Below are 22,104 nucleotides of genomic sequence, written 5' to 3'. Positions count from 1 at the left end.
AATAGTACAGAAAGGAATACACAATGGATGGAGCACTGATAGGCATCGTAATTGGCATTTTAGCCATGATGGGCATGATCATTAAAACAAGAATCCCAGTGGCGCTTGCGATGATTATTGCAAGTATCATCATGGGGCTATTCGCTGGTATGGCACCAACAGAGCTGATCAACGCAATTAAAGCCGGCTTTGGTGGCGTGCTTGGTGGTATTGGTTTGATTATCGCGTTCGGCGTTATCATGGGCGCGTGTTTCGAGCGTTCTGGTGCGGCTGTTAGAATGGCAAAAACGTTTGTAAAGCTGTGTGGTAAAGGTCGTGAAGACTTAGCACTAGGTTTTACCGGTGTACTTGTCGCTATCCCAGTTTTCTGTGACTCTGCGTACATTATTTTACACTCTCTTGTTCGCGCAATTTCACGTGACACAGGTAAATCAGCGGTTGGCTTAGGTGTGACTCTGGCGCTTGGCCTACTGATCACTCATGCGCTTGTGCCACCAACACCGGGTCCGGTTGCGGTTGCAGGTATTCTAGGTGTCGATCTAGGTGAATACATGCTGTGGGGCTTGATGGTATCTATCCCTATGATGTTGCTTTCTATGATTTACATCCGCCGCGTAGGCAATGAGTACTACCGCGTACCAAATGGTGAAAACTGGATCACAAACCAAGCTGACTGGGCGAACCTAGAGAAAGTAAAAGAAACAGATGACAAAGAGCTACCAAGTAACTTTTTATCATTCGGTCCAATTTTGCTACCAATCGCATTCATCCTAATCAACACGCTTGTTGGTCAAGGTGACAGTGCGATGCACACTGTGATCTCTTTGATTGGTAACCCTGTGGTTGCTGTTGGTATCGGTGTTCTTATGGCGCTATACGGTCTTACTCGCCACATTGAGCGTAAAGACATGGTTAGCTCTATGGACGATGCTCTGTCTACTACAGGTCTAATTCTTGTAGTAACTGGCTGTGGTGGCGCAATGGGTGCCGTACTTAAAGCATCAGGTGCAGGCCCTCAAGTTGCAGAAGCGATTGCAAGCAGTGGTATCCCACCACTACTTGTTCCTTTAGCGATTGCATCTATGCTACGTCTAATCCAAGGTTCAGCAACGGCTTCTATGATGGTTGCAGCGACAATGACGCTACCGTTGGTTGAGACACTAGGCTTAGATCCTGTATTCGTAGCGCTTGCTTGTGCGGTAGGTCCAGTTGGCTTCTCTCACTTGAACGATTCATACTTCCACATCATCAACCGTACGTTAGGCATTACTGAACTTGCTGACCAAATTAAGATCTGGTCTGTGTCTTCAACTATCGCATGGGCGATTGGTGCAAGCATCATCATGATTCTTAACCTAGTGTTTGGTAAAGGCGGCACGTTGATCGACCCACTGATTCCAATTGCGGTTCTAGGTGCTGTATTTGTGTGGCTAAAAAGCAAAGAGAAATCACAAGTAAAGACAGCCGTTACTAACTAATACTGCTTACCTTTATATACTGCCCCTATTAAGTGATTAGCTTTGCTGATCTTCAATAGGGGCATTTTTGGATCGGGCACTCATCAAAATTACTAATCTTTTGGATCTCTCAGTATGAAAATTGTTATTGCACCAGACTCGTTTAAAGAATCTTTATCGGCGGTATCGGTGGCAGCGTGTATTGAAAAGGGTTTTTGTGAAATTTTTCCTGACGCTGACTATGTGACTTTACCTCTGGCCGATGGCGGCGAGGGTACGGTCGATGTTTTACTGCAAGGCTTAAAAGGGCAGAAGCGAATCCACCAAGTAGAAGGGCCGCTGGGTGAACTTGTAAACGCAGAATGGGCAATGCTTGAACCGTCAGAGCGTAATCCAAACAAAACCGCACTGATTGAAATTGCTGCCGCATCTGGATTGGATTTACTGACTCCAGCCCAACGAGATCCTTTGGTTGCTTCTTCTTTTGGTACTGGGCAACTGATGTTAGAAGCGATAGAGCAGGGTGCTCAAACGATCATTCTTGGATTGGGTGGCAGTGCGACTAATGACGGTGGCGCGGGTATTGTTCAAGCTCTAGGTGGTCGCTTGTTAGATAGTAAAGGGCAAGATGATAATGGACAAGATCTTAGCCGAGGTGGTGCTGTGCTAGCGGAGTTAGCATCTATTGATCTTACAGGGTTAGATTCTCGCTGTGCTGACATAAAGCTTATCGTCGCGTGCGATGTCGATAATCCACTGTGTGGTGATAATGGTGCCAGCCATATCTTCGGCCCACAAAAGGGTGCAACCCCAGAACAGGTATTAATGCTTGATAAGGCGCTTGCGAATTTTGCAGAAATTGCTGAATCGCAAGGTTGTGTTCGTGGGGATGTTCCCGTTCAAAATCGTACGGGTTATGGCGCGGCGGGTGGTGCTCCGATGGGGCTAGGTTTGTTATTTGATATGGAGATTAAACCCGGTATTGAGATGGTACTCGATGTTTTACAAGCCAATGACGTGCTGAAAGGCGCAGACCTTGTGATAACTGGTGAAGGACAGATGGATAACCAAACCCTGCAAGGAAAAACACCTTATGGCATTGCCAAGCGTGCAAGTTTACAAGGTATTCCAACCATAGGTATTGCCGGATCACTGGGTACTGAAGTAGAGGCTTTGTATGGTGAAATGAGTAGTTTGTTTGGAACAGTACGCTCTCCTCAGCTACTTAATCAGGTGTTAAAAGAAGCAGAAGTGAACCTAACAAGAACGGCGAGAAACATTGCTGCGACGCTTAAATTAGGGGCTTCTATTTTACAATAAACCAATATCAAACAGACGCTTACTTAATGATGCAGTTTGATAGGTTTTATAGATAGCAACGATAAATATAAACGATTATATTTTCTGCCAACTCAGGTCTATTCTTTATCCATATTATTTCAGTGGTTTTTAAAGTATTGAATCCACTTAAATCTAAGATGTGGCAACGATGCGATATCTTTAACCTTAAGGAATAGACCATGAGTAAAAAACTGACCACAGCTGCGGGTTGTCCTGTCGCTCATAACCAGAATGTTCAAACGGCGGGCAAACGTGGCCCTCAATTGCTTCAAGATGTTTGGTTTTTAGAAAAATTGGCACACTTTGATCGTGAAGTGATTCCGGAGCGCCGTATGCACGCGAAAGGCTCTGGTGCTTACGGCACATTTACAGTTACACACGACATCACAAAGTACACCAAGGCAAAACTGTTCTCTGAAGTGGGTAAAAAAACCGACTTGTTTGCACGTTTTACGACAGTAGCGGGCGAACGTGGCGCGGCTGATGCAGAGCGTGATATCCGAGGCTTTGCATTGAAGTTTTATACTGAAGAAGGCAACTGGGATATGGTGGGCAACAACACCCCAGTATTTTTCCTTCGTGATCCTCTGAAGTTTCCAGACCTAAACCATGCGGTGAAACGTGACCCGCGCACTAACATGCGTAGTGCGAAGAACAACTGGGATTTCTGGACCTCTTTACCGGAAGCTCTGCACCAAATTACCATCGTGATGAGTGACCGCGGTATTCCTGCAACTTACCGCCACATGCACGGTTTTGGCAGTCACACGTTTAGCTTCATCAACGCCGATAATGAACGTTTCTGGGTTAAATTCCACTTCAAATCTCAGCAAGGTATTAAAAACCTATCTGATGCAGAAGCAGCGAAGCTGATCGGCGATGATCGTGAAAGTCACCAACGTGACTTGCTAGACAGCATCGACAATCAAGACTTCCCTAAATGGACACTGAAAGTACAAGTGATGCCGGAAGCGGACGCGGCGAAAGTACCATACAATCCATTCGATCTTACTAAGATCTGGCCACATGCGGACTACCCATTGATTGAAGTGGGTGAATTTGAGCTAAACCGTAACCCACAAAACTTCTTCGCAGAAGTAGAGCAGTCGGCATTCAACCCGGCGAACGTGGTTCCGGGTATCAGTTTCTCACCAGACAAAATGCTTCAAGGCCGTTTGTTTGCTTACGGTGATGCGCAGCGCTACCGTTTGGGTGTTAACCATCAGCATATTCCAGTGAACGCACCTCGTTGCCCAGTACATAGCTACCACCGTGATGGTGCAATGCGTGTTGATGGTAACTTCGGTAGCACACTAGGCTATGAGCCAAACAATGAAGGCCAATGGGCAGAGCAACCAGACTTTGCAGAACCAGCATTGAACTTGGATGGTGCGGCAGCACACTGGGATCATCGCGAAGATGAAGACTACTTCTCACAACCAGGTGATTTGTTCCGTCTAATGACACCAGAACAACAAGCAATCCTGTTCGATAACACAGCTCGTAACCTAGGCGGCGTGCCAAAAGAGATTCAACTACGTCACCTAAGACACTGTTACAAAGCCGACCCAGCATATGGCGAAGGCATTGGTAAACTGCTTGAAATCGATGTGAGCGAATTTAAGTCGTAATCAATAAACTCGTTTAAATAGTAACAAGGCCGCTGAGTTAATCACTCAGCGGCCTTTTTTATAGCCGAATTCTCTTGATAGTCTTTACCTATCAGAATGATAAATCTATCCCATTATCTTTATAGGGTGGACGGGATTATCCTACGGCTACCAGTTTATAAAGTAGTAGAGTTTGAGATGAGTAAAAGCGCATTAATCGTTGAAGGTGGGGCAATGAGAGGCATCTTCGCAGCTGGAGTGTTAGACGCCTTTATGGAAGACGATTTCCGTCCTTATGATTTTGCCATTGGCGTATCTGCAGGTGTGTCCAATTTGGTTGGTTACTTATCTCAAGCGCCAAAACGCAGCTATAACGTGATTACCACGATGGCGACGGATAAAACTTTCTTCAACCCAGCTCGGTTTGCCAAGGGTGGCAACTTGGTGGACGTAAAGTGGTTATGGAATGAATCAAACCAACGCTACCCGCTTGATTGTGGCGAGATGTTTTCAAGCATTCCATTGATTGCCGCGGTGACTAATGTGGATACAGGCAGTGCCGATTACTATCATATTAAGCCAGAAAACCTTTCTAATGTGGTTGAAGCAACAACGGCTTTGCCTATCGCTTACCGTGAAACTCCGTGTTTCTCTGGTGGCTGTTATACCGATGGTGGTGTCGCGGATTCAATTCCAGTTCGTGAAGCTTATCGCCGTGGTGCGCGCTATATTACCGTGATTCTATCTCACCCACTTAGCTACCGCATGAAGCCGCAGAAGTATCAGTGGATGCTGAAAAAACTGTTAAAGAAATTCCCAAACATTGCGGAGTCGATGGTGGTACGTGCTGAAAACTACAACCAGTCTTTAGAGTTCATTCGTAACCCTCCAAAAGATGCGACCATCAAGGTGATTGCGCCACCGGAAACGTTCGCGGTTAAGCGGCTGACGATGGATCAAAGCATCTTGGATGCAGGTTATGAGATGGGTGTGAAGGCAGGGGAAGAGCATCTGGCGATTAGAAAAGGTACTTACGGATTAGACATCGAGGATTGCCACTTCTGCATATAGTTTTGTTTACGATACAGATACAAACCAAAAAGCCACGCTGTTCACTTTGGAATAGCGTGGCTTTGTATTTGTAGAGCTAGTTTGTTTTTAACTCAGCCGTTATTGAACAAGTTCGTTGCCGCTGGTGTTACCTGCAAAGAAAGCGTCAACGCTGGTTAGCGTTGTATTGGCAATGTTGAACAGTGCATCTTTGGTCAAGAAAGCTTGGTGACCTGTAAACAAGACGTTGTGACAAGCAGATAGGCGACGGAATACGTCATCGACAATCACGTCATTCGATTTGTCTTGGAAGAACAGCTCTTTCTCGTTGTCATACACATCAAGACCAAGCGCGCCAATCTTACTCTGTTTCAGCGCTTCGATCGCTGCGGTTGAATCCAGTAGTTCACCACGGCTGGTATTGACGATCATCACGCCATCTTTCATTTTGCCAAATGCCGTTGCATCCAATAGGTGGTAGTTCTCTTTACTCATTGGGCAATGCAAGGAAATCACGTCAGATTCTTGGTAAAGTTCATCCAGTTCCACGTATTTAGCACCAAGTTCTTTTGCCAAAGGATTTGGGTATGGGTCGTAACATAGGATGTTCATGCCCAAGCCTTTCAGGATTCGCATCGTTGCTAGCCCAATCTTACCTGAACCAATCACACCAACGGTTTTACCGTGGAAGTTAAAGCCTACTAAGCCTTCAAGGGAGAAGTTTGCATCACGAGTACGTTGGTATGCCTTGTGTAGTTTGCGGTTCAAACACATCATCATGCCGACCGTATGTTCTGCTACTGACTCTGGTGAATAAGCAGGAACGCGCACCACTTGTAAACCAAGCTCTTTGGCTGCGTCTAGGTCGACTTTATCAAAGCCTGCACAGCGCATTGCAATCAGCTTTGTGCCGCCTTGTGCAAGAATCTCTAGTACGTCTCCAGATAGGTCATCGTTTACAAATGCACAAACGACTTCGTTGTCGTGCGCCATTTTTGCGGTTGTGGTGGTGAGGCGAAAATCATGAAAATGAAACTCAGCGTTGAGTTCACCTTTTGCAAGGTTAAATGACTTTTCGTCGTATGATTTTGAGCTAAAAAAAGCAATGTTGAGCATGGCTTCCTCTCTTACCTAAAATATAAAGAACCCCACATATTCATTATCTGAAACGGGAGTAAAACAAATAACTTTGTGCAGTGTGCTAGAGTTTTATAATCTTGTCTATCATCATTAGTCATTGTTATTATTAAGGTTATTTTTCTATTTAGTTACAATTACTAATTTCAGCACAAGGTTAGCCGATTGAGCTCTCTATCTGCTTTTACGAGTGTTGAGCGTCTTCTTAGTTTCCTTTTCTGACCAGAAGTTAATGTTGAATTGCGCGTCGTCGCTCAGCTCTACTCGATGCCAATATTGAGGTGGACTTGTGGCAAATTGCCCTGCTTGGATCGTGATAACACTTTCTGGTTCTGTCGCGTCGGCATCAGCAAAACCATAGAAGGTGACCGTCCCTTCCATTACGCAGATTTGGCCGAATACGCTTTCTGCGGTGTTATGGTGATTAAGTAATGCAGCCGGTATGTTGTCTTTGGTGAAAAATGGCGTTGAACGTTGAATTTTCCAGTGTGACGGAATACGTAAATGACTCATATAAAACCTCTTATCTGTCTGTATTTTAAATACAAGCTTTAGCTTTGATGGAGTTGGTGACTGTGATTACCAGTAGTTTTCACTGCTGAATTGGCCAGGCTTTCGGCGTAAGTGCTTCTCGAAACCTAAGCTGGTTAGTGCTTCACTTGTATCGCGAACCATTTGCGGATTGCCGCAAAGGTAGAAGAAACTGCGGGTTTGATTGAAAGCGACAGACGCGGCTTGCTCAAGGTCGCCTCCAAGTAACAAGCTTGGTATTCGTCCGCGCAAAGTTCCGGTGACTGATTCTCTAGAAATAATTGGCACATACTTGAGTTTCCCTTGAAAGTGATCGACGAGTTGAGTGATACGGTCTCGATAAGTCAGGTCTTGCTTTGTTCTTACGGTATGAACCAGTACAAGGTTTTTGAATGAGGTGACTTTTTCAGATTCAGAGCCGTTTTGCTGCTGTATCTGCATGCTTTCGAGCATTGAGATAAAAGGCCCAACCGCGGTTCCGGTCGAAAGCATCCATAGATCATCGGCGATCTCTGGGATCTCATCTAAGGTCATAAAACCGCTTGGGTCTTTACCGACAAAGATGTCATCGCCTACCTTCAACTCATGAAGTTGAGGTGAAAGCTGACCGTTCTGATCTTTAATAATCAAAAACTCCAGATGTTGATGTCCTTGTTCGTGATCTGGCGCGTTTACCATGGAATAGGCGCGTCTTACGAACTCACCCTCACTATTTACCAAGCCCAGTTTCGTGAACTGACCTGCCTGATAAGGAGAGACAGGAGCACTGACTTGAAGTGAGAACAGCTGGGCTGTCCATTGTGTTTTATGTAAGACTTTTCCGGCTACCAAACCATGAGGAATATCTGTCATATCATCACCTTTACGTAGAGAAGTTATCTCATTAAGGATACTCAACTATTTACATTTTGGAGTTGCATGTACCATGCCAATAATGAGAATGCTTATCAATACTTAGTTTGTAGTAAAAACAAACCTTAATTGTGTCAAATGGACATGATTCACCTTAAGTCTAAATGACACTGCTGGTGTTTTTTGATGCTGACTTTGTTGATTCAGAACAATGAGCTGGTCTTTGGACATAGGCTAAATCAGTACAGTGGTTTGACCCCTCGGATATTCAACCAATTACTAAAGAGAATATTTTGTAGATGAGTATAATGGCGGCTTTCGATCTCAATATAGCCGTGTTTTATGCTTGATAATCTTCGTATAGCCTTGAACGTACTGTTCGTGACCATCAATACTGCAATGACTGCGTTTACCGTGAGTTTCTTTGGCCTCATCAAACTGATTCTGCCAATCTCTGTTGTACAGAAGTCGTGTACTCGTTTAGCTAACTTCACATTTTGGTGCTGGGCTTCGCTCAACCTTTGGATGTTGAACGTGAACAACGACATCGAGTGGCAAGTGGAAGGCGGGGAAGATATCTCGACCAAACAGTGGTATTTGATGATGTCGAATCATCTGAGTTGGGCGGATATCGTGATCTTGTCTTCTATCTTGAAAGACAAAATGCCGATGACTAAGTTCTTCCTTAAGCATGAACTGCTGTACGTCCCATTTGTTGGGTTGGCATGTTGGGGGCTAGATATGCCCTTTATGAGACGCCATTCTCGTGAGTTTTTGCTGCGTAACCCAGAGCGTCGTAATGATGACTTCGATGCAATCAACAAAGCGTGTACTAAGTTCAAACTTGCACCGACAACCTTGGTGAACTTTGTTGAAGGGACTCGTGCCAATCATGAGAAACTAGCGACAGTCAAAACACCTTATCGTCACTTACTCAAGCCTAAAACCGGCGGTGTGGCGTTTGCTCTATCGGCAATGGGTCCAATCTTAGATGGTATCGTCGATGTTACTTTGGCTTATCCGGAAAACCAGACTTCTCCATTTGAAGATATGCTGAAAGGCAAAATGACCAAGGTAGTCGTGCGTATTAAACTGCATGCAATGGATGAGAACGTGAATGGTAACTACTTTGAAGATAAGGCATTTAAACGTCGCTTCCACAGTTGGTTGAACAATACGTGGAAAGAGAAAGACGACTATCTTGATACAGTTTATGGTGTTGATACGCCCTCTGAGGTTGAAACGACTGGTGAGCCTGATGCGGTTCATAAGAAATAAGAGCAGTAAGCTTAAACCAAATTGATAGCATTAAAAAAGCCGATAGTTCATTGAACTGTCGGCTTTTTTATTTAATCGGCTTTACTAACGGTAAGCGATAAAGTTAGTACTTACTATAATCTAGTGGTAGTAAAATCAATGCTATATGCAGAACAGGTGAGGACTAAATCGCTTGGTATGCATCAATGATGTGCTTCACTTCGCTGGGTTTACCTTGCTGCTCTTGGCCTTGATGAATGCGAAGATAATGCTGCAATGTTTTGGCTTTGTATTGCTGTGATACCTTCATTTGTTCATCACAACTTGGTGTCCAGATCTTGTCACCTACGTTTGATATCTCGCTAATGTTTTGGCTATTTTCTGAATCACCTTGGTTATTACTCACCAATAACACCTCGTAGTAACGACGGTTCTCTTCGAGCAACATTTCATCAATAAGACCAAAATTGAGCGCCTTTAAATGGCTTCTCAACTCGAATTGCTGATGCACCGGACAAAGCAAGAAATCGATCGCTTTGTTTGGGTGTTGACGATGAATGTCATCGACGAGTTTCTGAGTGAGATCGCCACCGACGCCTGCAATAATAACTAGGTGTTTGCCGGTATGTTTCTCAAGCGGAATAGCGGCGACATCCATGCAGTAGACTTGCCATTGACTGGTAACCGTTTGTTCAGCTTTATTATCTTGTGGAAAGTAGTGCGCTAGCTTGTCTTCAAGTTCACTCATTAGAGACGGGATAATATCGACAAAGTGAATCTGAGGTGCTTTATTATCCGACAACAGTTGAACACCCAAAAAGCCATGATCACAGCAACAGTCCCAAATATGCTGGTAGTCATTGCTGACAAGGGAGTGGAGAGTTTGCAGTCGGTTACTTAGCTTCATAAGATTCGTGTCGTTAGAAAAGGGGATATTGTCTTATCGAAGGCGCATTGTAATGACTTTCTGGAAAAACAAAAGCACCTTGAATTTGGAACCCTAGGTGCTTTGTCGTGTGTGATAATCTACAGGCTTGTTGGAATGCGTTTAAGATGCTTTGGCAACGGCTCTGATGTGGCTTTCCACTCGGTTCTTACCAAGTTGTTGCGCGATAAGCTTTGCCTGTTCCGCTAGCGCTAAAGCTGAGTCTGTTTCGCCTTCTATTTGTGAGTACCCCACGCTAACCCCTAGCGATAAGGTGATATCTGGAGTGACGATGGTTTTCTCCGCGATTCCGACTCGGCACTGGTCTAGCTGGAATTTGGCATCTTTCACATCATTGGCTTTGAACAATACCGCGAACTCCTTTCCTCCAACACGCGCCAAGCAAAGTCCTTTCGGTTTCGGGAAGTAATAACGTATCGATTCTGCAGTCAGTTTGATCATCTTGTCACCGACTGCTTCACCGTAGGCACGGTTTACGTGGTCGAAGTTATCGATATCAAGCAGAGCAACATAGGTATCGGGCTCGCTCGCGTAGTTTTCGATGGCGATACTGAAACTGCTCTTATTGTCTAACTGCGTCATCAGATCTTTGCTACTCAATTGATGTTGAAGCAGTAAGTTAGACAAAGAGACCTCAGTGTAATCCCGGATCATTCGCAGAATACTCTGGCTGATCGGTAAGTTTGCGTTTACGTACAACACTGCGATCAACTGCTTACGAGAGTGCAAAGGAATACAGTAATGACGTTGGTGTATTTTGAGTTTACACGCTAATGGGTCGGCGTATTTTCCGCTTCTGTAAGCCATGGTGTCCGGTGTAAATTGCTCTGCGAGGGCTTTGTCACAATGTACCGTTGACTTGTTTCCGTAATAGTCGATGGTACTGAATGCGTGGTTCTCAGGCTGATAGAGACAGAATTGAATGCCTTTTTGGTAGGTGAAGCTGTCCAGTATGGATTTTAACTCTCGCTTAAAGCTTACAAGGTCATCGACTTTATTCAGTTGTGACAAGGACACATTCAAACGATAAGCCAGATAGTTTGCGCCAATCCATAATAGAAGCAGTGAACCAAGTACCAAGCCAGTTAACGTAAATTGGTGTGAGCTGGTTAAGATATCATGGCGATCGGTGCCTGCGATGAATACCCAGTTCAAGCTGTTGTCAGCGTCAAATACCGATATTTTGAAGTTATCTTGATAGTAATATTCGTGCTTACCAACGGTTTCACCTTGTGCGAGTTGATGGCTGATACCTGCGTGATAGCTGACTGATTTAGATCCGATACGCTTTGGGTCTGGGTGGAAGACCAGTCGTTCTGTTGCTCGGTCAACTACAAACACATAGCCGTGATTAAGCGTTTTTAAGTCTCTTAATCCTTGTGTGGTGTGTAAAAGGTCAAACTCAATCCATATTTCTTCATTCAATCTTTCCGCTGTATGTTTAACTGCGAACACCCAACGACCATCTGCTTTTTGGTAAATCGAAGAGATGTAGAAATCCTCAACCACACTGTCTATTGAGTTCCATTTTATGGAATCGATTTGTTTATGGGAAAGAGGTAATCCACGACTTGATATATATTGTTGGGATTGTGGTTGGTATCGAACGATATCGGAGAAGTTTGGCGTTCTTTTTAGAATATTATCGCTCAATTCTCTGAATTTTTTATCACCGATTGGAGCCGTTTTAGGTAGGCCTAGACTGGTTTCTAAAAAATAGAGCTTGCCGAATGTCGCTTCGATGTTGGAACGAATAGTGGAGCTTGCGATACGAATGTTTGACGATGATTGTTCAGTTGCTGCTGTTTCTACTTTTTCAAGCTGAGCCACAGCTAGATAGAGCATCCCTCCAGTTAATAAAATAATGTATGGTTTAAAAAGCCGAATTAATGTTTTAGGTAAAGCCATGATATCCAAAGACGTTATAGATTCATTTTTATAGTACGGCCATACTAAACAGTTTTCGTAATCACATCAATGCAAATGATTCCATATAAATGAATGAGTTTTGTGATATTAGGCTAACAAAAAAGCCAGTCATAAATATAACTGGCTTCTATGGTTTTCGGTGTTTTATTACGTTGGCTTAACTTTTAACTTAACTCAGTTTTGCCTGGTGAATAGTGCAAAATCGCCATCGAAGTTGGCGACAATAACATTTCACCTTCAGCATGACCTGGTTTTACATTTCGTAGGTTAGTATCGCAGATCTTCACCCAGTTTTGATCACGATCACTAGGTAAAGAAAAACGTGCTGGTGCGTTGGTTTGGTTGATCAGATAAATCAACTCGTCACCATTTTTACCAATGCCTAAATGCAGCGCAACTGAGCTTAAACGATTCCAGTCATCATGCTCCATGAGTGTGCCATCGACACGCCTCCAGAAGATGCGGTTAGAGTTACGCTTTTCGCCACTGAATGCTTTAATAAATGGCACCATGTATTGCTGACGTGCGGAGATCATCTCAGACAGCCAAGTCTTGAAGTAACTCTTACGCTCGGAATCTTCCCAGTTAAGCCAGCTGGTTACGCCATCTTGGCAGTAAGCGTTGTTGTTACCTTTTTGAGTATGAGATAACACATCTGCCGTCAGAATATGTGGAATACCAAAAGCAAACAGTAAGCTCGCCATGAAGTTACGTTTCTGCTTCTCTCGCGTGGCGATAACCAACAGGTTTTCTGTTTCTCCTTCAACACCATAGTTCTCAGAGCGGTTGTCACCGTGTCCATCGCGGTTGTTTTCACCATTCTCTTCGTTGTGTTTGTGCTTGTAAGAAACAAGGTCTTGCATAGTGAAACCATCATGGTAAGTGATGTAGTTTACGGTGAGTTTGTAAGGCCAGTGCGCCGCACTGTAGATATCGCGAGAGCCCATTAGGCGCGTTGCAAACTCTTTAAGGTATCCTTGGTCACCGCGCCAGAAGCTACGAGTGATGTCTCTGAGCTTGTCGTTACACTCATTCCAACCTAACGGGAAATTACCAACTTGGTAGCCATTCGGGCCGATGTCCCAAGGTTCAGCGATGAGCTTAGTTTCTTTAAGTACAGGATCTTGAGCAACGGCTTTGAAAAAAGCGGCCTCTGGATTGTAGTTATCGCCTTCTCGCCCCAGCGTGGCTGCTAAATCAAAACGGAAGCCATCGACTTGGAATTCACTTACCCAGTAACGAAGCGTATCCATTACTAAGTTGAGTGCAGGTTGATGGGTTAGATCGACCGTATTACCGCAGCCTGTGAAGTTCGCATAATGACAGCCATGTTTGATGTAGGAGTTGCTATCCAGCGCTTTTAGATTGAACGTTGTACCACCTTCACCACCTTCAGCTGTGTGGTTGTATACGACGTCAAGGATGACCTCGATACCATTGCGGTGCAGCTCACGAATCGCGGTTTTGAGCTCAGTAACAGCGTCTTTTTCTGCATAGCGAGGGTCTGGCACCATGAACAGGTATGGGTTGTAACCCCAATAGTTTACTTTCCCCATATCCAATAGGTGGGGTTCATGCATGCACGCGGCAATAGGTAAAAGTTGTAGAGAATTGATATTTTGCTGTTTATAGAACGCAAGCATTTCAGGGCTAACTAACCCTAAGTAACGGCCTTTAGTATTGGTCGCTACTTCAGGATGAAGTTGAGATAGGCCTTTTACATGGGTTTCAAAAAGAACGGTCTCTTCGCGGCTAATTCGTGGTTTTTCTACGCCTTGCCAATCGAAGATGTCATCAATAACAACACATTTCGCCATAGCAAAGCTCTTCTCATTGGTATACGGCGTGACGTAATCGAGCGGTTCGCTGATTGCTTTGGCATACGGGTCTGAAAGTAGGATTGGCCCATTGTCAGTGTCAGCAATGAAGCCGTATTTTTGCCCCGCTTTTATACCATCAATAAAAACATATCTGATATCAGCGTATTCATTTTCCAACTTATAAGTAGTGAATTCATCGTTCTCGTCAAAAAGAGCGAGAGAGAGGGATTTACAGTCAGGAGAATAAATTGAGAAGTTACAGCCAGTGTTTCCTAGCGTTGCGCCTAGTGGATAAGGGCGAGCGAGCGTTCTAGTCATTGCTTGATTTCTTGTTCGTTTATCGACATCAGTGAACTATAAGTAAAAAGCTTTGTCACAGTAAGGTCAAGCAACTTCACAGAATAATTATTGTTAAAAAAATAATTTACCGATTAGGTTCAAATTATATATTTGAAGTAGATCTCACTTAAGGTGAATAATTAGATCTGTGTGCTGTCTACTCCTCCTAGATTAAGTGATCTACCTCTTTAAAACACCGTTCTGTATATTTTCTACTCCCCTCTAGTCCCCCTTAATTAACTTAGGGGTGGAGGAAGTCAAACTTGTCATCCCCTCTTAATATTGACCCCGTTGAAACGAATCAGGGGAAACCCTAAACCTCTCTATCTTACGACTACCATTACTGCCTTTGGTTGCCGCAAGAGAGCAAAAATATAAAAACCTAAAATAAATCGTCCTTAATGGAGTTAAGAATGAAAAAAGTAAGTTTGATTGCTGCTGCAGTGGCAACTACATTAGCTGCTGGCTCTGCGTTCGCTGTAGATTTTAATGGCTACATGCGTGCTGGTACTGGTATTAGCGGAAATGATGGTGGTGACGTTTCATTCATGAAGAATGGTATTGGTCGTCTAGGCAATGAAAACGACAACTACTCTGAGTTTGGCTTGGCTGAAGAACTAAAAACTGGTGAGCAAACTTGGCGTTTAGAGTCAATGATTGCTTCTGGTGCTGATGGCGCAAATGGTTGGGAAGACGGTGACTTTAACGTTGCTCAGTTCGCTGTTAAAGCAAAAGGCGTTCTATCTTTCGATGAAGAAGCGACTCTTTGGGCTGGTAAAACATACTACCAACGTAAAGACATCCACATTACTGACTTCTACTTCCTAAATACATCGGGTACTGGTGGTGGTATCGAAAACATTTCAGTTGGTAACCAAAAACTTTCTTTAGCAATTATTCAAGATGGCGAAGATGAGAACGGTGCTGGTTACATGGCTGATGCTCGCCTAGCGAATATCGGTCTATGGGAAGATGCTAGTTTAGAGCTTGGCGTTGTTTACAACTTCGGTACTGAAAATAAGAATGGCAAATACGATGGTGATGACGGCTTACTTGCTACAGGTATTATCCACCAAAATATGAGCAATGGTTTTAACCAAACAGTTGTTCAGCTAGGTACTGCTGGTTACGGCGTTCAAATGGCTAACTTCTGGGGTTCTGGTGCATACTATGATCGCTCTGGTGCTCAAGATGATGGCTTTGGCTACCGTATCCTTAACTGGGGTGTAATGAACCTAGGCGAATCTTGGGAAATGGGTCACCAACTTGCATACCTAGCAGGTTCAGACCTAGGTGTTGATAAGCATGATTCAAGCCAATACTCTATCGTGGCTCGTCCAATGTATAAGTGGAACGACACAATGCGTACTATCTTCGAAGCAGGCTATAACGCTGGTGAAGTAGACAACGTTGACTTCGGTGGCGCTAAATTTACTGTTGCTCAAGCATGGGCAATGGGTGACAGCTTCTGGGCTCGTCCTGAAATCCGCGTATACGGTAGCTACCTGATGGATCTAGAAAACGATTCATTCGGTGAAGTTAAAGATGAAAACGGTGTTGTTACTGGTCAAGGCGCAGATAACGACTTCGTTGTTGGTATCCAAGTTGAAGCTTGGTGGTAAACACCTAGCGTAACAAATCCTAAACTGTCCTAATTCATAGCCGGCTCGTGTCGGCTATTTTTTTAAGGAATGTACGATTAAGTTGATCGTTCCCTAGGTGAATAGTTCTCTTTGTGGTAATTAAAGTTAGTAAATTTCTTAAAAAAATAAAAAAAGGAAGGGTTATGTATTTTAAAGCTCTGATGTTGAGTGGCTGTGTAGCATTGGCCGGTTGTCAATCTGCACAAGTAGTCGAGCAAGTGCAAGTTGCACAAGCTGAACAAGTTAACTCGATTGCTGGTCTTCAATTTGCTCCTATGAAGCTACCAAGCTCGGCAATTTTTGATGTGACACCAAATAGTCAAGTATTAAACTATCAAGGCATAAACAGCCCTGTAGTAGCGATTGAGCTGCCTGCAGACCGTGGTGAGTATTCGATTAATATCACGAGCATTATCGGCGACACAGCGTTTGTTCCAAATGCGGTCATTTATGACGAAAATGGTCGTGAGCTAGAGCGTTATGGTAAAGAGAGCTTCGAATACGCGAAACCAAGATTGCACTTGGGGAACCGCCTCGTTACTGAGAACGATTTTTACCCACCGACAACAGCAAAATCAGTTTATTTAGTTATCTATACAGATCAAAACGATCTGGAAGGTTTTACTGATGTGATCCATCCTGCTCGTTTGGACGCGGAAGGCCGTGGTAATTATTTACCTGAAGTGAAAGATATCCCGATTCCAAATGCTAACGTTGGTAAAATAGAAGTTACAATCGATAAAGCGAGCTTCTTCTCTATTGGTTCATCGAGCAGCGAATCTAACGCTAAACCAGCCGCTGCGACTAAGATCGATACCATTCAACCTGAAACGCAAACCTACTATCACAATGCGATTCAAACGGCTGTAACTGAAGACAATATTCCTAAAGCTCTGAGCTTATTAGATGAAGCAAAAGCACTAGGTATTGAAGGCGCGCAAGAAGTCTTTGTAAAAGCCGTCAATAAAAAGTAATCAAAATACTGAATGATATGAAAAGAAGGGCTCCTAGTTAGGGGCCTTTTTTATTGCTTGTAATAAATTAAAAGTAATACTGATATTCAACGAATACTTGAATGTTAATAACCTCAGACTTGCACATAATAACCAATAACCAATAACCAATAACCAATAACCAATAACCAATAACCAATAGCTAATATAAATGGGCGTGATTCGTTATTTATAGTTTTGATTTACTAACTACTAAAAAACACTCTCGTCTATTTTACTCTTCTCAAAAAGCTGAATACGAGCTCTATTGACGAATCGCCATTTCATTTACCAACCTAAGCTCGCTTCCTAAATTTTACATACACTTAAATTAGACGCTCACGCGGAGTTGTTATGCTTTCTACTAAGGGCTAAGAATTCAGGGAGTTCGTTACCTCTTTACATTGATGGTTTGGTTAATGAGGGTAAGGGAGTGATGTGGTGCATCTGGGTTGGAGTTTATTGAGGACAAAAAAGGGAGACTGACGTCTCCCAAAAGGCTAGCTTGCGCTGGTTTTATTATCTGTTTATTAGAATCATAAGCTTTAAGGCTTAATTCTTGGTTACTGAAACGACTGCTTTTTCTACATTGTCATCTAATTCATGAATCGCATTCAGAGTGAATGTGTAGGTGCCAGCTTCTGTTACGCTTAGTTGGCAGTTACCATCACTACCTAGGTCGATAGACCCATCAGCAAGCTCAACTGAGTCACAACCAAAGTTAGGTGTTTTCCAATCTGCATCCGCAAATTTGAAGCCATAATCGCCAGCTTCCAAGTTGCTTGTTACAGAATAAACCCCATTGGCAACAAAGCTCATCGCCCAATCATCAGTTGAACCCCATCCATTCATGTCACCACGAACGTAAACCGTCGTTTGGCCGTATGGCGGGATGCTCGACACATCTTTGTCTGAGTTATCAACCGGTAGACCAGCTCCTTGTACATCGCCATTTTGGGCTTGCACAAATACTGCTGTGGTTAATGCAGGGACTGTGAAGGTTTCAGCGGCAAAGTTTGCGCCTTTCACTGTATCGTCAGCCGAGTTTTGTTGAACGTCATGAAGCGCAAATCCTGTCGCTCCTGTGATTTTGAACGATTGAGTTTCATTCGTTGAGTTTACAACTGCCACAATCGCATCATTTGCAGGGTCAAGGTCTTCGCCCGCAGACACACCATCATCGATAGACATGACAATCAAGCCTTCGACTTGATCTTCGCCAACGTTACGGAAGTCGACTCGCTTCATGACTTCGTCTGCAGTGTCTAAGCGGAACAGTTCACTTGAGCTACGGATTTTTAATAGCTCTAGGAATTGCTGTTTAGTCAGTTCAATGTCGTCTTCGTCTGGTTTAGCCGCTGGGTCAGCAATGATAGTCTTGATCAGATCCCAGTTCGCACCATCTTTGTCTTCACGTGGTAATCCAACGTTCCAGTTGTTATCAGTACCATTAAACATGACGCGGTTGTACCAGTCACCTGAATCGTAAGAATCACGCTGCATAGACTTTGAACGTAGCAGTTCAGAACCCATATGGATGAATGGTATGCCTTGGCCTAACATCACTGTAGAGAGCGATACAGACTGCATGCGAGCACGCTCTGCAGAGCTAGTACCAGTGGCGATTTTGTATGCGTTGTTATCCCAAAGCGTTTGGTTATCGTGTTTTGAAACGTAAGAGATGTTCTCTGAAGGCATCTTGGTGTAACCAGCTGGAGCACCGTTGTAATCAACGTTTTTACCCAGTTTTGTATCGCCTTTGTAATCAATCAGTACGTATTCTGCGAGGTTACCTGCCATACCCAAACGAACAAGGTCTTGGTTATGTAAACGACCATTGATCGAATCTTGATCAACTTTGGTTTCTTCGTTGGCAATCGCTGCATTACCAAAGCCTTGGTTAAAGCGAAGTGGGTGGTTGCCTTCTGAATCGACGCCACCATCAAATGGGCTACCGCCACGAACTGCATCACGCAAACGGTCTGAGAATGTGCCGATCTCTGTACCCGCCATGTTTACTTGGTTCGCTTGATCGAAGCGGGCGTTGTTGGCGACTTCACCAAAGTCCCAGCCTTCCCCGTAGAACAGAGTATTCGGGTCAATTTTACGTACTTCTTCTAGCGCTTCGACCATCACGTCTTTTGGTTGGTGGCCCATTAAGTCGAAACGGAAACCATCCACTTTATAGTCGTCAGCCCACACCTTAAGAGAGTCGACCATCAATTTACCCATCATCAGGTTTTCGGTCGCAGTGTTGTCACAACAAGTCGAGTTTTCTACGCCACCAGTGTTGACGTTAAGACGGTGGTAGTACCCAGGGACAATCTTATCCAGTACCGACTTATCGTTCACACCAGACGCATTGGTGTGGTTGTATACCACGTCCATGATCAGCTTGAGATCCATGTCGTGCGTGGCTTTCACCATTTGACGGAATTCTAGAATGCGCTTCGAACCATTAGGATCTGTCGCGTAACTCCCCTCTGGAACCGTGTAATGGAATGGGTCGTAGCCCCAGTTGAAGCTGTCCAGCATGCGCAGGTCATTCATCAACGCTTGTGCATCGCCTGTTGAAGGATCATAACCATCGAGTACTTTTTCGATGATTTTGTTTTCGTCTTCGCTTCCACACAACGCAGCGGTAGGTTTTACATCACATAGCTTACCAACTGTGTCAGTAATATCGACACGGCTCGCTTCATCTTCATCAACGGTAGCGATATCGAATGCCGGTAAGATATGTAGCGTCGTCAAGCCCGCATCTTTCAATTCTTTTAGGTGTTTGACTGACTCACGATCTGCTTCTGTGAGAGCGAGGTATTTTCCATTTAGGTTCGCTGTACCTAGCTTATCGCTAAAACTAAAGTCACGAAGGTGAGACTCGTAAAGTACATGGTCTTCGTCTTTCTCTACGGTTGGTCGTTCGTAGTCGTCCCAGTTCGCTGGTTTCAAGGTTGAATCATTAAGGTCGATGACTTGAGAGTATGCAGAGTTCTTCGACAAACTGAGTGAGTAAGGGTCGGTTACTAGGCGAGTTTCAATGTTACCTGTGGTTGGATGGTAAACCTTCACTTGGTAACGATAGTAACTGTTGACTGCATTAGACACAGCATCAGTCGCCCAAATGCCCGTCTCAGTGCTTTCCGTCATTGGGATCACTTGGGAACTTTGCAGATCTTCGCTGTATAGGATGAGTTCTACATTTTGCGCTGTTGGTGCCCAAAGCTTGAAGGTAGCCGCACTGCCTTCAACAATAGCACCTAGTTCTTCACCCATCGCATTACCAGTATCTTCACTAGCAAATACCGCATCAAGTACACCTGGTTTTTGAACCTCAGTTGAAGAGATAACATCGCCATTAGCATTGTAGGCAACAAAAATTATCTGAGATTTTAAGATGGTGCGTAACGTGTTGTCGTCAACGTCGATAGCAAGGGCTGGTAAGCTTGCAAGGTGGCGGAAACGCTCTTTCAATTCAGAAGATAGCTCCCCGTCTTTGCTTAGTTCAATTGCAGTTCCGCCGACAATTTCTTTGTCGTCGTTCATCGTGATGCTGTTATCTAATGCATAGAAGAGTTTGACAGAATCGGCATTGCTAGCGGCTTCCCAAGCAATGGTGGTCGCGTCTAACCAATGTGCTTTTTGGCCATCAATATTGACTGGTCTTTCTGAAATTGGGTCGTAGTACAACTCGCTGCTGCCATGGAATCCGAATACACCTTGCGAATCACCAAGCTTGGCTAACTCGATTTTCGAATTTGCACTACCAAACGCTTTTTCGTCGCCATTGTGTAAGATGAAGTTCATGCATTTATGCGGGTCAGAAGCATCAGGATCGACTTTTAACACATAGTAGGCACCGTAGGTATCGCTGATGCCGTCAAATTCATATGGTGCGTCCCAGTTGGTACCGCTTTCACTAAGACCCATTGCGATTAAGTCAGTGCTGGTGCAGCCTTCGCCATTCCAAAGGTGCAACCCCCAGCCATCATAGGTCGAGCTAGACGTGCTCGCAGCCGCGACATCACGTTTGTAGTAAACAACGACTTCGTTTTCGCCAGCTTTGTATAAGCCACTGTTGCCAGCATCCGTGTCGCTGTCGTTATCGCTACCACAGCCTGCGATAAGGGTGGCAGTGAAGAGAGGCAATATCGCTTTGGCTAGTGTTGAGCGTTTGAAGCTTCTCTTTTTTGTAATGTTGAAGGTGCGTTGTAGAGTGATGTTCTTATTAATATTTATGTTGTTCACGTTTGATATCCATATTTCACTTTTTATGAAGATGAATATCCTAGCTTTAACTAAGGTCAACTATTTGTGATGGCAATGTATAAAGTTATTTTTAATTAGTAAATATAGGAAACCTAGTGTCAGTATCACGCTTTGTATCTGGTTGTGGTTAAATTAATTGGATCAATCACTCATTTGTTTAATATCAATAATATAGGGCGTAGAAGCTAGGCGTAGTTAATAAGGATGAGAGCTCATCCTTATTAATGTGAGATTAATATCACTTTGTAATGTTCTTATTTTTCAAGAGTAATAAAGTTTTCATGTTCTATTTGTTCTTAATATCAATATTAGTAATTTTTATGTATTAGGGACGATAGCTGCACTCAAGGAGAAGCAAAAAAGTAGGTAGATTACGTCAGTTTCATTTGCAGATATTTGCAATTCCTATAAATTCCACAGTGCATTTAAGGAGAAGGTAGGTTTCTTGTGAGCGAAACCACCAGTTATCCATCTTTATCAAAATCTACAGGGCGTAAGCTACAGTATGTGAGCTGTTGCCCAAAGGAGTTGATGTTGTCTTCATCTATTCAAATCGCTACCACTTATCTGGTTCTGGTGGCGGTGTCTGTGTTGTTTGCGGGAAGTTCTAAAGCGCTGTTGGTGTGGTATTTCGTTATCGGTGTCGTGACGTTTTTTGTGTACGCAAAGGACAAGCAAGCCGCGATTAATGGCAATTGGCGTGTGCCTGAGAAAACCCTGCACATTTTGTCTGTTGCTGGTGGTTGGTTAGGGGCTTTGATTGCTCAAGATAAGCTACGCCATAAAACGCAAAAGCAGCCGTTTAGGGCGATTTATTGGCTGACTGTGGTAATCAATGTAGCAGTGTTTATATGGACGTTAACGCCGAGCGGGCAGGCGATGTTTGGTCGTTGGGTTAGTGAAATTATTGGGTTTCTTTAACGGTAATGAT

At 43.9% G+C, this 22,104-nt stretch carries 15 protein-coding genes; 8 read left to right on the top strand and 7 right to left on the bottom strand.

The features are described from left to right. The first annotated feature begins 23 nt into the window (after positions 1–23). The 4 genes from QQ041_RS10590 to QQ041_RS10575 all read left to right on the top strand — a co-directional run bounded on the left by QQ041_RS10590 (position 24) and on the right by QQ041_RS10575 (position 5,479). The gene (locus tag QQ041_RS10590; protein ID WP_146491041.1) at positions 24–1,478 is read left to right on the top strand and encodes a GntP family permease; all 1,455 of its coding nucleotides are present in this window, start codon (positions 24–26) and stop codon (positions 1,476–1,478) included. Between the two features lie 114 nt (positions 1,479–1,592). Then, positions 1,593–2,777 (top strand): glycerate kinase, encoded by a 1,185-nt coding sequence (locus QQ041_RS10585; protein ID WP_285953863.1) that lies wholly within the window; start codon positions 1,593–1,595, stop codon positions 2,775–2,777. Positions 2,778–2,977: 200 nt separating this feature from the next. Beyond that, on the top strand, positions 2,978–4,429 hold the full coding sequence (locus QQ041_RS10580) for a catalase (RefSeq protein WP_285953862.1): 1,452 nt from the start codon (positions 2,978–2,980) through the stop codon (positions 4,427–4,429). A gap of 177 nt (positions 4,430–4,606) precedes the next feature. Continuing rightward, positions 4,607–5,479: a patatin family protein gene (locus QQ041_RS10575; RefSeq protein ID WP_285953861.1), complete on the top strand. Its 873-nt coding sequence runs from the start codon at positions 4,607–4,609 to the stop codon at positions 5,477–5,479. 99 nt (positions 5,480–5,578) lie between these two features. Here QQ041_RS10575 and QQ041_RS10570 read toward each other — a convergent pair whose 3' ends face one another. The 3 genes from QQ041_RS10570 to QQ041_RS10560 form a co-directional block, all read right to left on the bottom strand. Then, on the bottom strand, positions 5,579–6,574 hold the full coding sequence (locus tag QQ041_RS10570) for a 2-hydroxyacid dehydrogenase (protein WP_285953860.1): 996 nt from the start codon (positions 6,572–6,574) through the stop codon (positions 5,579–5,581). A gap of 195 nt (positions 6,575–6,769) precedes the next feature. Continuing rightward, positions 6,770–7,108 (bottom strand): DUF1971 domain-containing protein, encoded by a 339-nt coding sequence (locus QQ041_RS10565; RefSeq protein WP_285953859.1) that lies wholly within the window; start codon positions 7,106–7,108, stop codon positions 6,770–6,772. Positions 7,109–7,174: 66 nt separating this feature from the next. Next, positions 7,175–7,978 (bottom strand): ferredoxin--NADP reductase, encoded by an 804-nt coding sequence (locus QQ041_RS10560; protein ID WP_285953858.1) that lies wholly within the window; start codon positions 7,976–7,978, stop codon positions 7,175–7,177. A gap of 342 nt (positions 7,979–8,320) precedes the next feature. Between QQ041_RS10560 and QQ041_RS10555 the strand changes: the two genes are divergently transcribed. Next, positions 8,321–9,256, top strand: a complete 936-nt coding sequence (locus QQ041_RS10555) for an acyltransferase (protein WP_285953857.1) — start codon at positions 8,321–8,323, stop codon at positions 9,254–9,256. A 163-nt stretch (positions 9,257–9,419) separates the two neighbouring features. On the opposite strand, the gene QQ041_RS10550 is transcribed toward QQ041_RS10555, so the two are convergent. The 3 genes from QQ041_RS10550 to glgX form a co-directional block, all read right to left on the bottom strand. Continuing rightward, a complete protein-coding gene (locus tag QQ041_RS10550; RefSeq protein WP_285953856.1) occupies positions 9,420–10,142 on the bottom strand; it encodes a tRNA (adenine(22)-N(1))-methyltransferase TrmK in 723 nt (240 codons plus the stop codon). A gap of 141 nt (positions 10,143–10,283) precedes the next feature. Further along, on the bottom strand, positions 10,284–12,026 hold the full coding sequence (locus tag QQ041_RS10545) for a diguanylate cyclase (protein ID WP_285953855.1): 1,743 nt from the start codon (positions 12,024–12,026) through the stop codon (positions 10,284–10,286). A gap of 248 nt (positions 12,027–12,274) precedes the next feature. Beyond that, positions 12,275–14,248, bottom strand: coding sequence for a glycogen debranching protein GlgX (glgX, locus tag QQ041_RS10540; protein ID WP_285953854.1), 1,974 nt, complete (start codon positions 14,246–14,248; stop codon positions 12,275–12,277). 434 nt (positions 14,249–14,682) lie between these two features. Here glgX and lamB point away from each other — a divergent pair, with 434 nt between their 5' ends. Next, positions 14,683–15,891: a maltoporin LamB gene (lamB, locus tag QQ041_RS10535; protein ID WP_048660984.1), complete on the top strand. Its 1,209-nt coding sequence runs from the start codon at positions 14,683–14,685 to the stop codon at positions 15,889–15,891. A gap of 164 nt (positions 15,892–16,055) precedes the next feature. Then, positions 16,056–16,886, top strand: coding sequence for a MalM family protein (locus QQ041_RS10530; protein WP_285953853.1), 831 nt, complete (start codon positions 16,056–16,058; stop codon positions 16,884–16,886). A gap of 570 nt (positions 16,887–17,456) precedes the next feature. On the opposite strand, the gene pulA is transcribed toward QQ041_RS10530, so the two are convergent. Continuing rightward, positions 17,457–21,101, bottom strand: a complete 3,645-nt coding sequence (gene pulA / locus QQ041_RS10525; RefSeq protein WP_285953935.1) for a pullulanase-type alpha-1,6-glucosidase — start codon at positions 21,099–21,101, stop codon at positions 17,457–17,459. Between the two features lie 603 nt (positions 21,102–21,704). On the opposite strand from pulA, the gene QQ041_RS10520 reads away from it, so the two are divergent. After that, the gene (locus tag QQ041_RS10520; protein ID WP_285953852.1) at positions 21,705–22,094 is read left to right on the top strand and encodes a DUF1294 domain-containing protein; all 390 of its coding nucleotides are present in this window, start codon (positions 21,705–21,707) and stop codon (positions 22,092–22,094) included. Positions 22,095–22,104: the final 10 nt, after the last annotated feature.

Source organism: Vibrio sp. TMPB1044, assembly GCF_030442075.1.
Classification (GTDB): domain Bacteria; phylum Pseudomonadota; class Gammaproteobacteria; order Enterobacterales; family Vibrionaceae; genus Vibrio; species Vibrio satsumensis.
Note: the sequence above shows the minus strand (reverse complement) of the source record. Positions and strands in the feature narration are given on the sequence as shown.

Excerpts from the sequence above, each read along its gene's own strand:
- QQ041_RS10580 (WP_285953862.1), top strand. The coding sequence starts at position 2,978 with ATGAGTAAAAAACTGACCACAGCTGCGGGTTGTCCTGTCGCTCATAAC.
- QQ041_RS10530 (WP_285953853.1), top strand. The coding sequence starts at position 16,056 with ATGTATTTTAAAGCTCTGATGTTGAGTGGCTGTGTAGCATTGGCCGGT.
- lamB (WP_048660984.1), top strand. The coding sequence starts at position 14,683 with ATGAAAAAAGTAAGTTTGATTGCTGCTGCAGTGGCAACTACATTAGCT.
- QQ041_RS10585 (WP_285953863.1), top strand. The coding sequence starts at position 1,593 with ATGAAAATTGTTATTGCACCAGACTCGTTTAAAGAATCTTTATCGGCG.
- QQ041_RS10565 (WP_285953859.1), bottom strand. The coding sequence starts at position 7,108 with ATGAGTCATTTACGTATTCCGTCACACTGGAAAATTCAACGTTCAACG.
- QQ041_RS10575 (WP_285953861.1), top strand. The coding sequence starts at position 4,607 with ATGAGTAAAAGCGCATTAATCGTTGAAGGTGGGGCAATGAGAGGCATC.
- QQ041_RS10520 (WP_285953852.1), top strand. The coding sequence starts at position 21,705 with ATGTTGTCTTCATCTATTCAAATCGCTACCACTTATCTGGTTCTGGTG.
- QQ041_RS10550 (WP_285953856.1), bottom strand. The coding sequence starts at position 10,142 with ATGAAGCTAAGTAACCGACTGCAAACTCTCCACTCCCTTGTCAGCAAT.
- QQ041_RS10560 (WP_285953858.1), bottom strand. The coding sequence starts at position 7,978 with ATGACAGATATTCCTCATGGTTTGGTAGCCGGAAAAGTCTTACATAAA.
- QQ041_RS10545 (WP_285953855.1), bottom strand. The coding sequence starts at position 12,026 with ATGCTCTATCTAGCTGTGGCTCAGCTTGAAAAAGTAGAAACAGCAGCA.
- glgX (WP_285953854.1), bottom strand. The coding sequence starts at position 14,248 with ATGACTAGAACGCTCGCTCGCCCTTATCCACTAGGCGCAACGCTAGGA.
- QQ041_RS10555 (WP_285953857.1), top strand. The coding sequence starts at position 8,321 with ATGCTTGATAATCTTCGTATAGCCTTGAACGTACTGTTCGTGACCATC.
- QQ041_RS10570 (WP_285953860.1), bottom strand. The coding sequence starts at position 6,574 with ATGCTCAACATTGCTTTTTTTAGCTCAAAATCATACGACGAAAAGTCA.
- QQ041_RS10590 (WP_146491041.1), top strand. The coding sequence starts at position 24 with ATGGATGGAGCACTGATAGGCATCGTAATTGGCATTTTAGCCATGATG.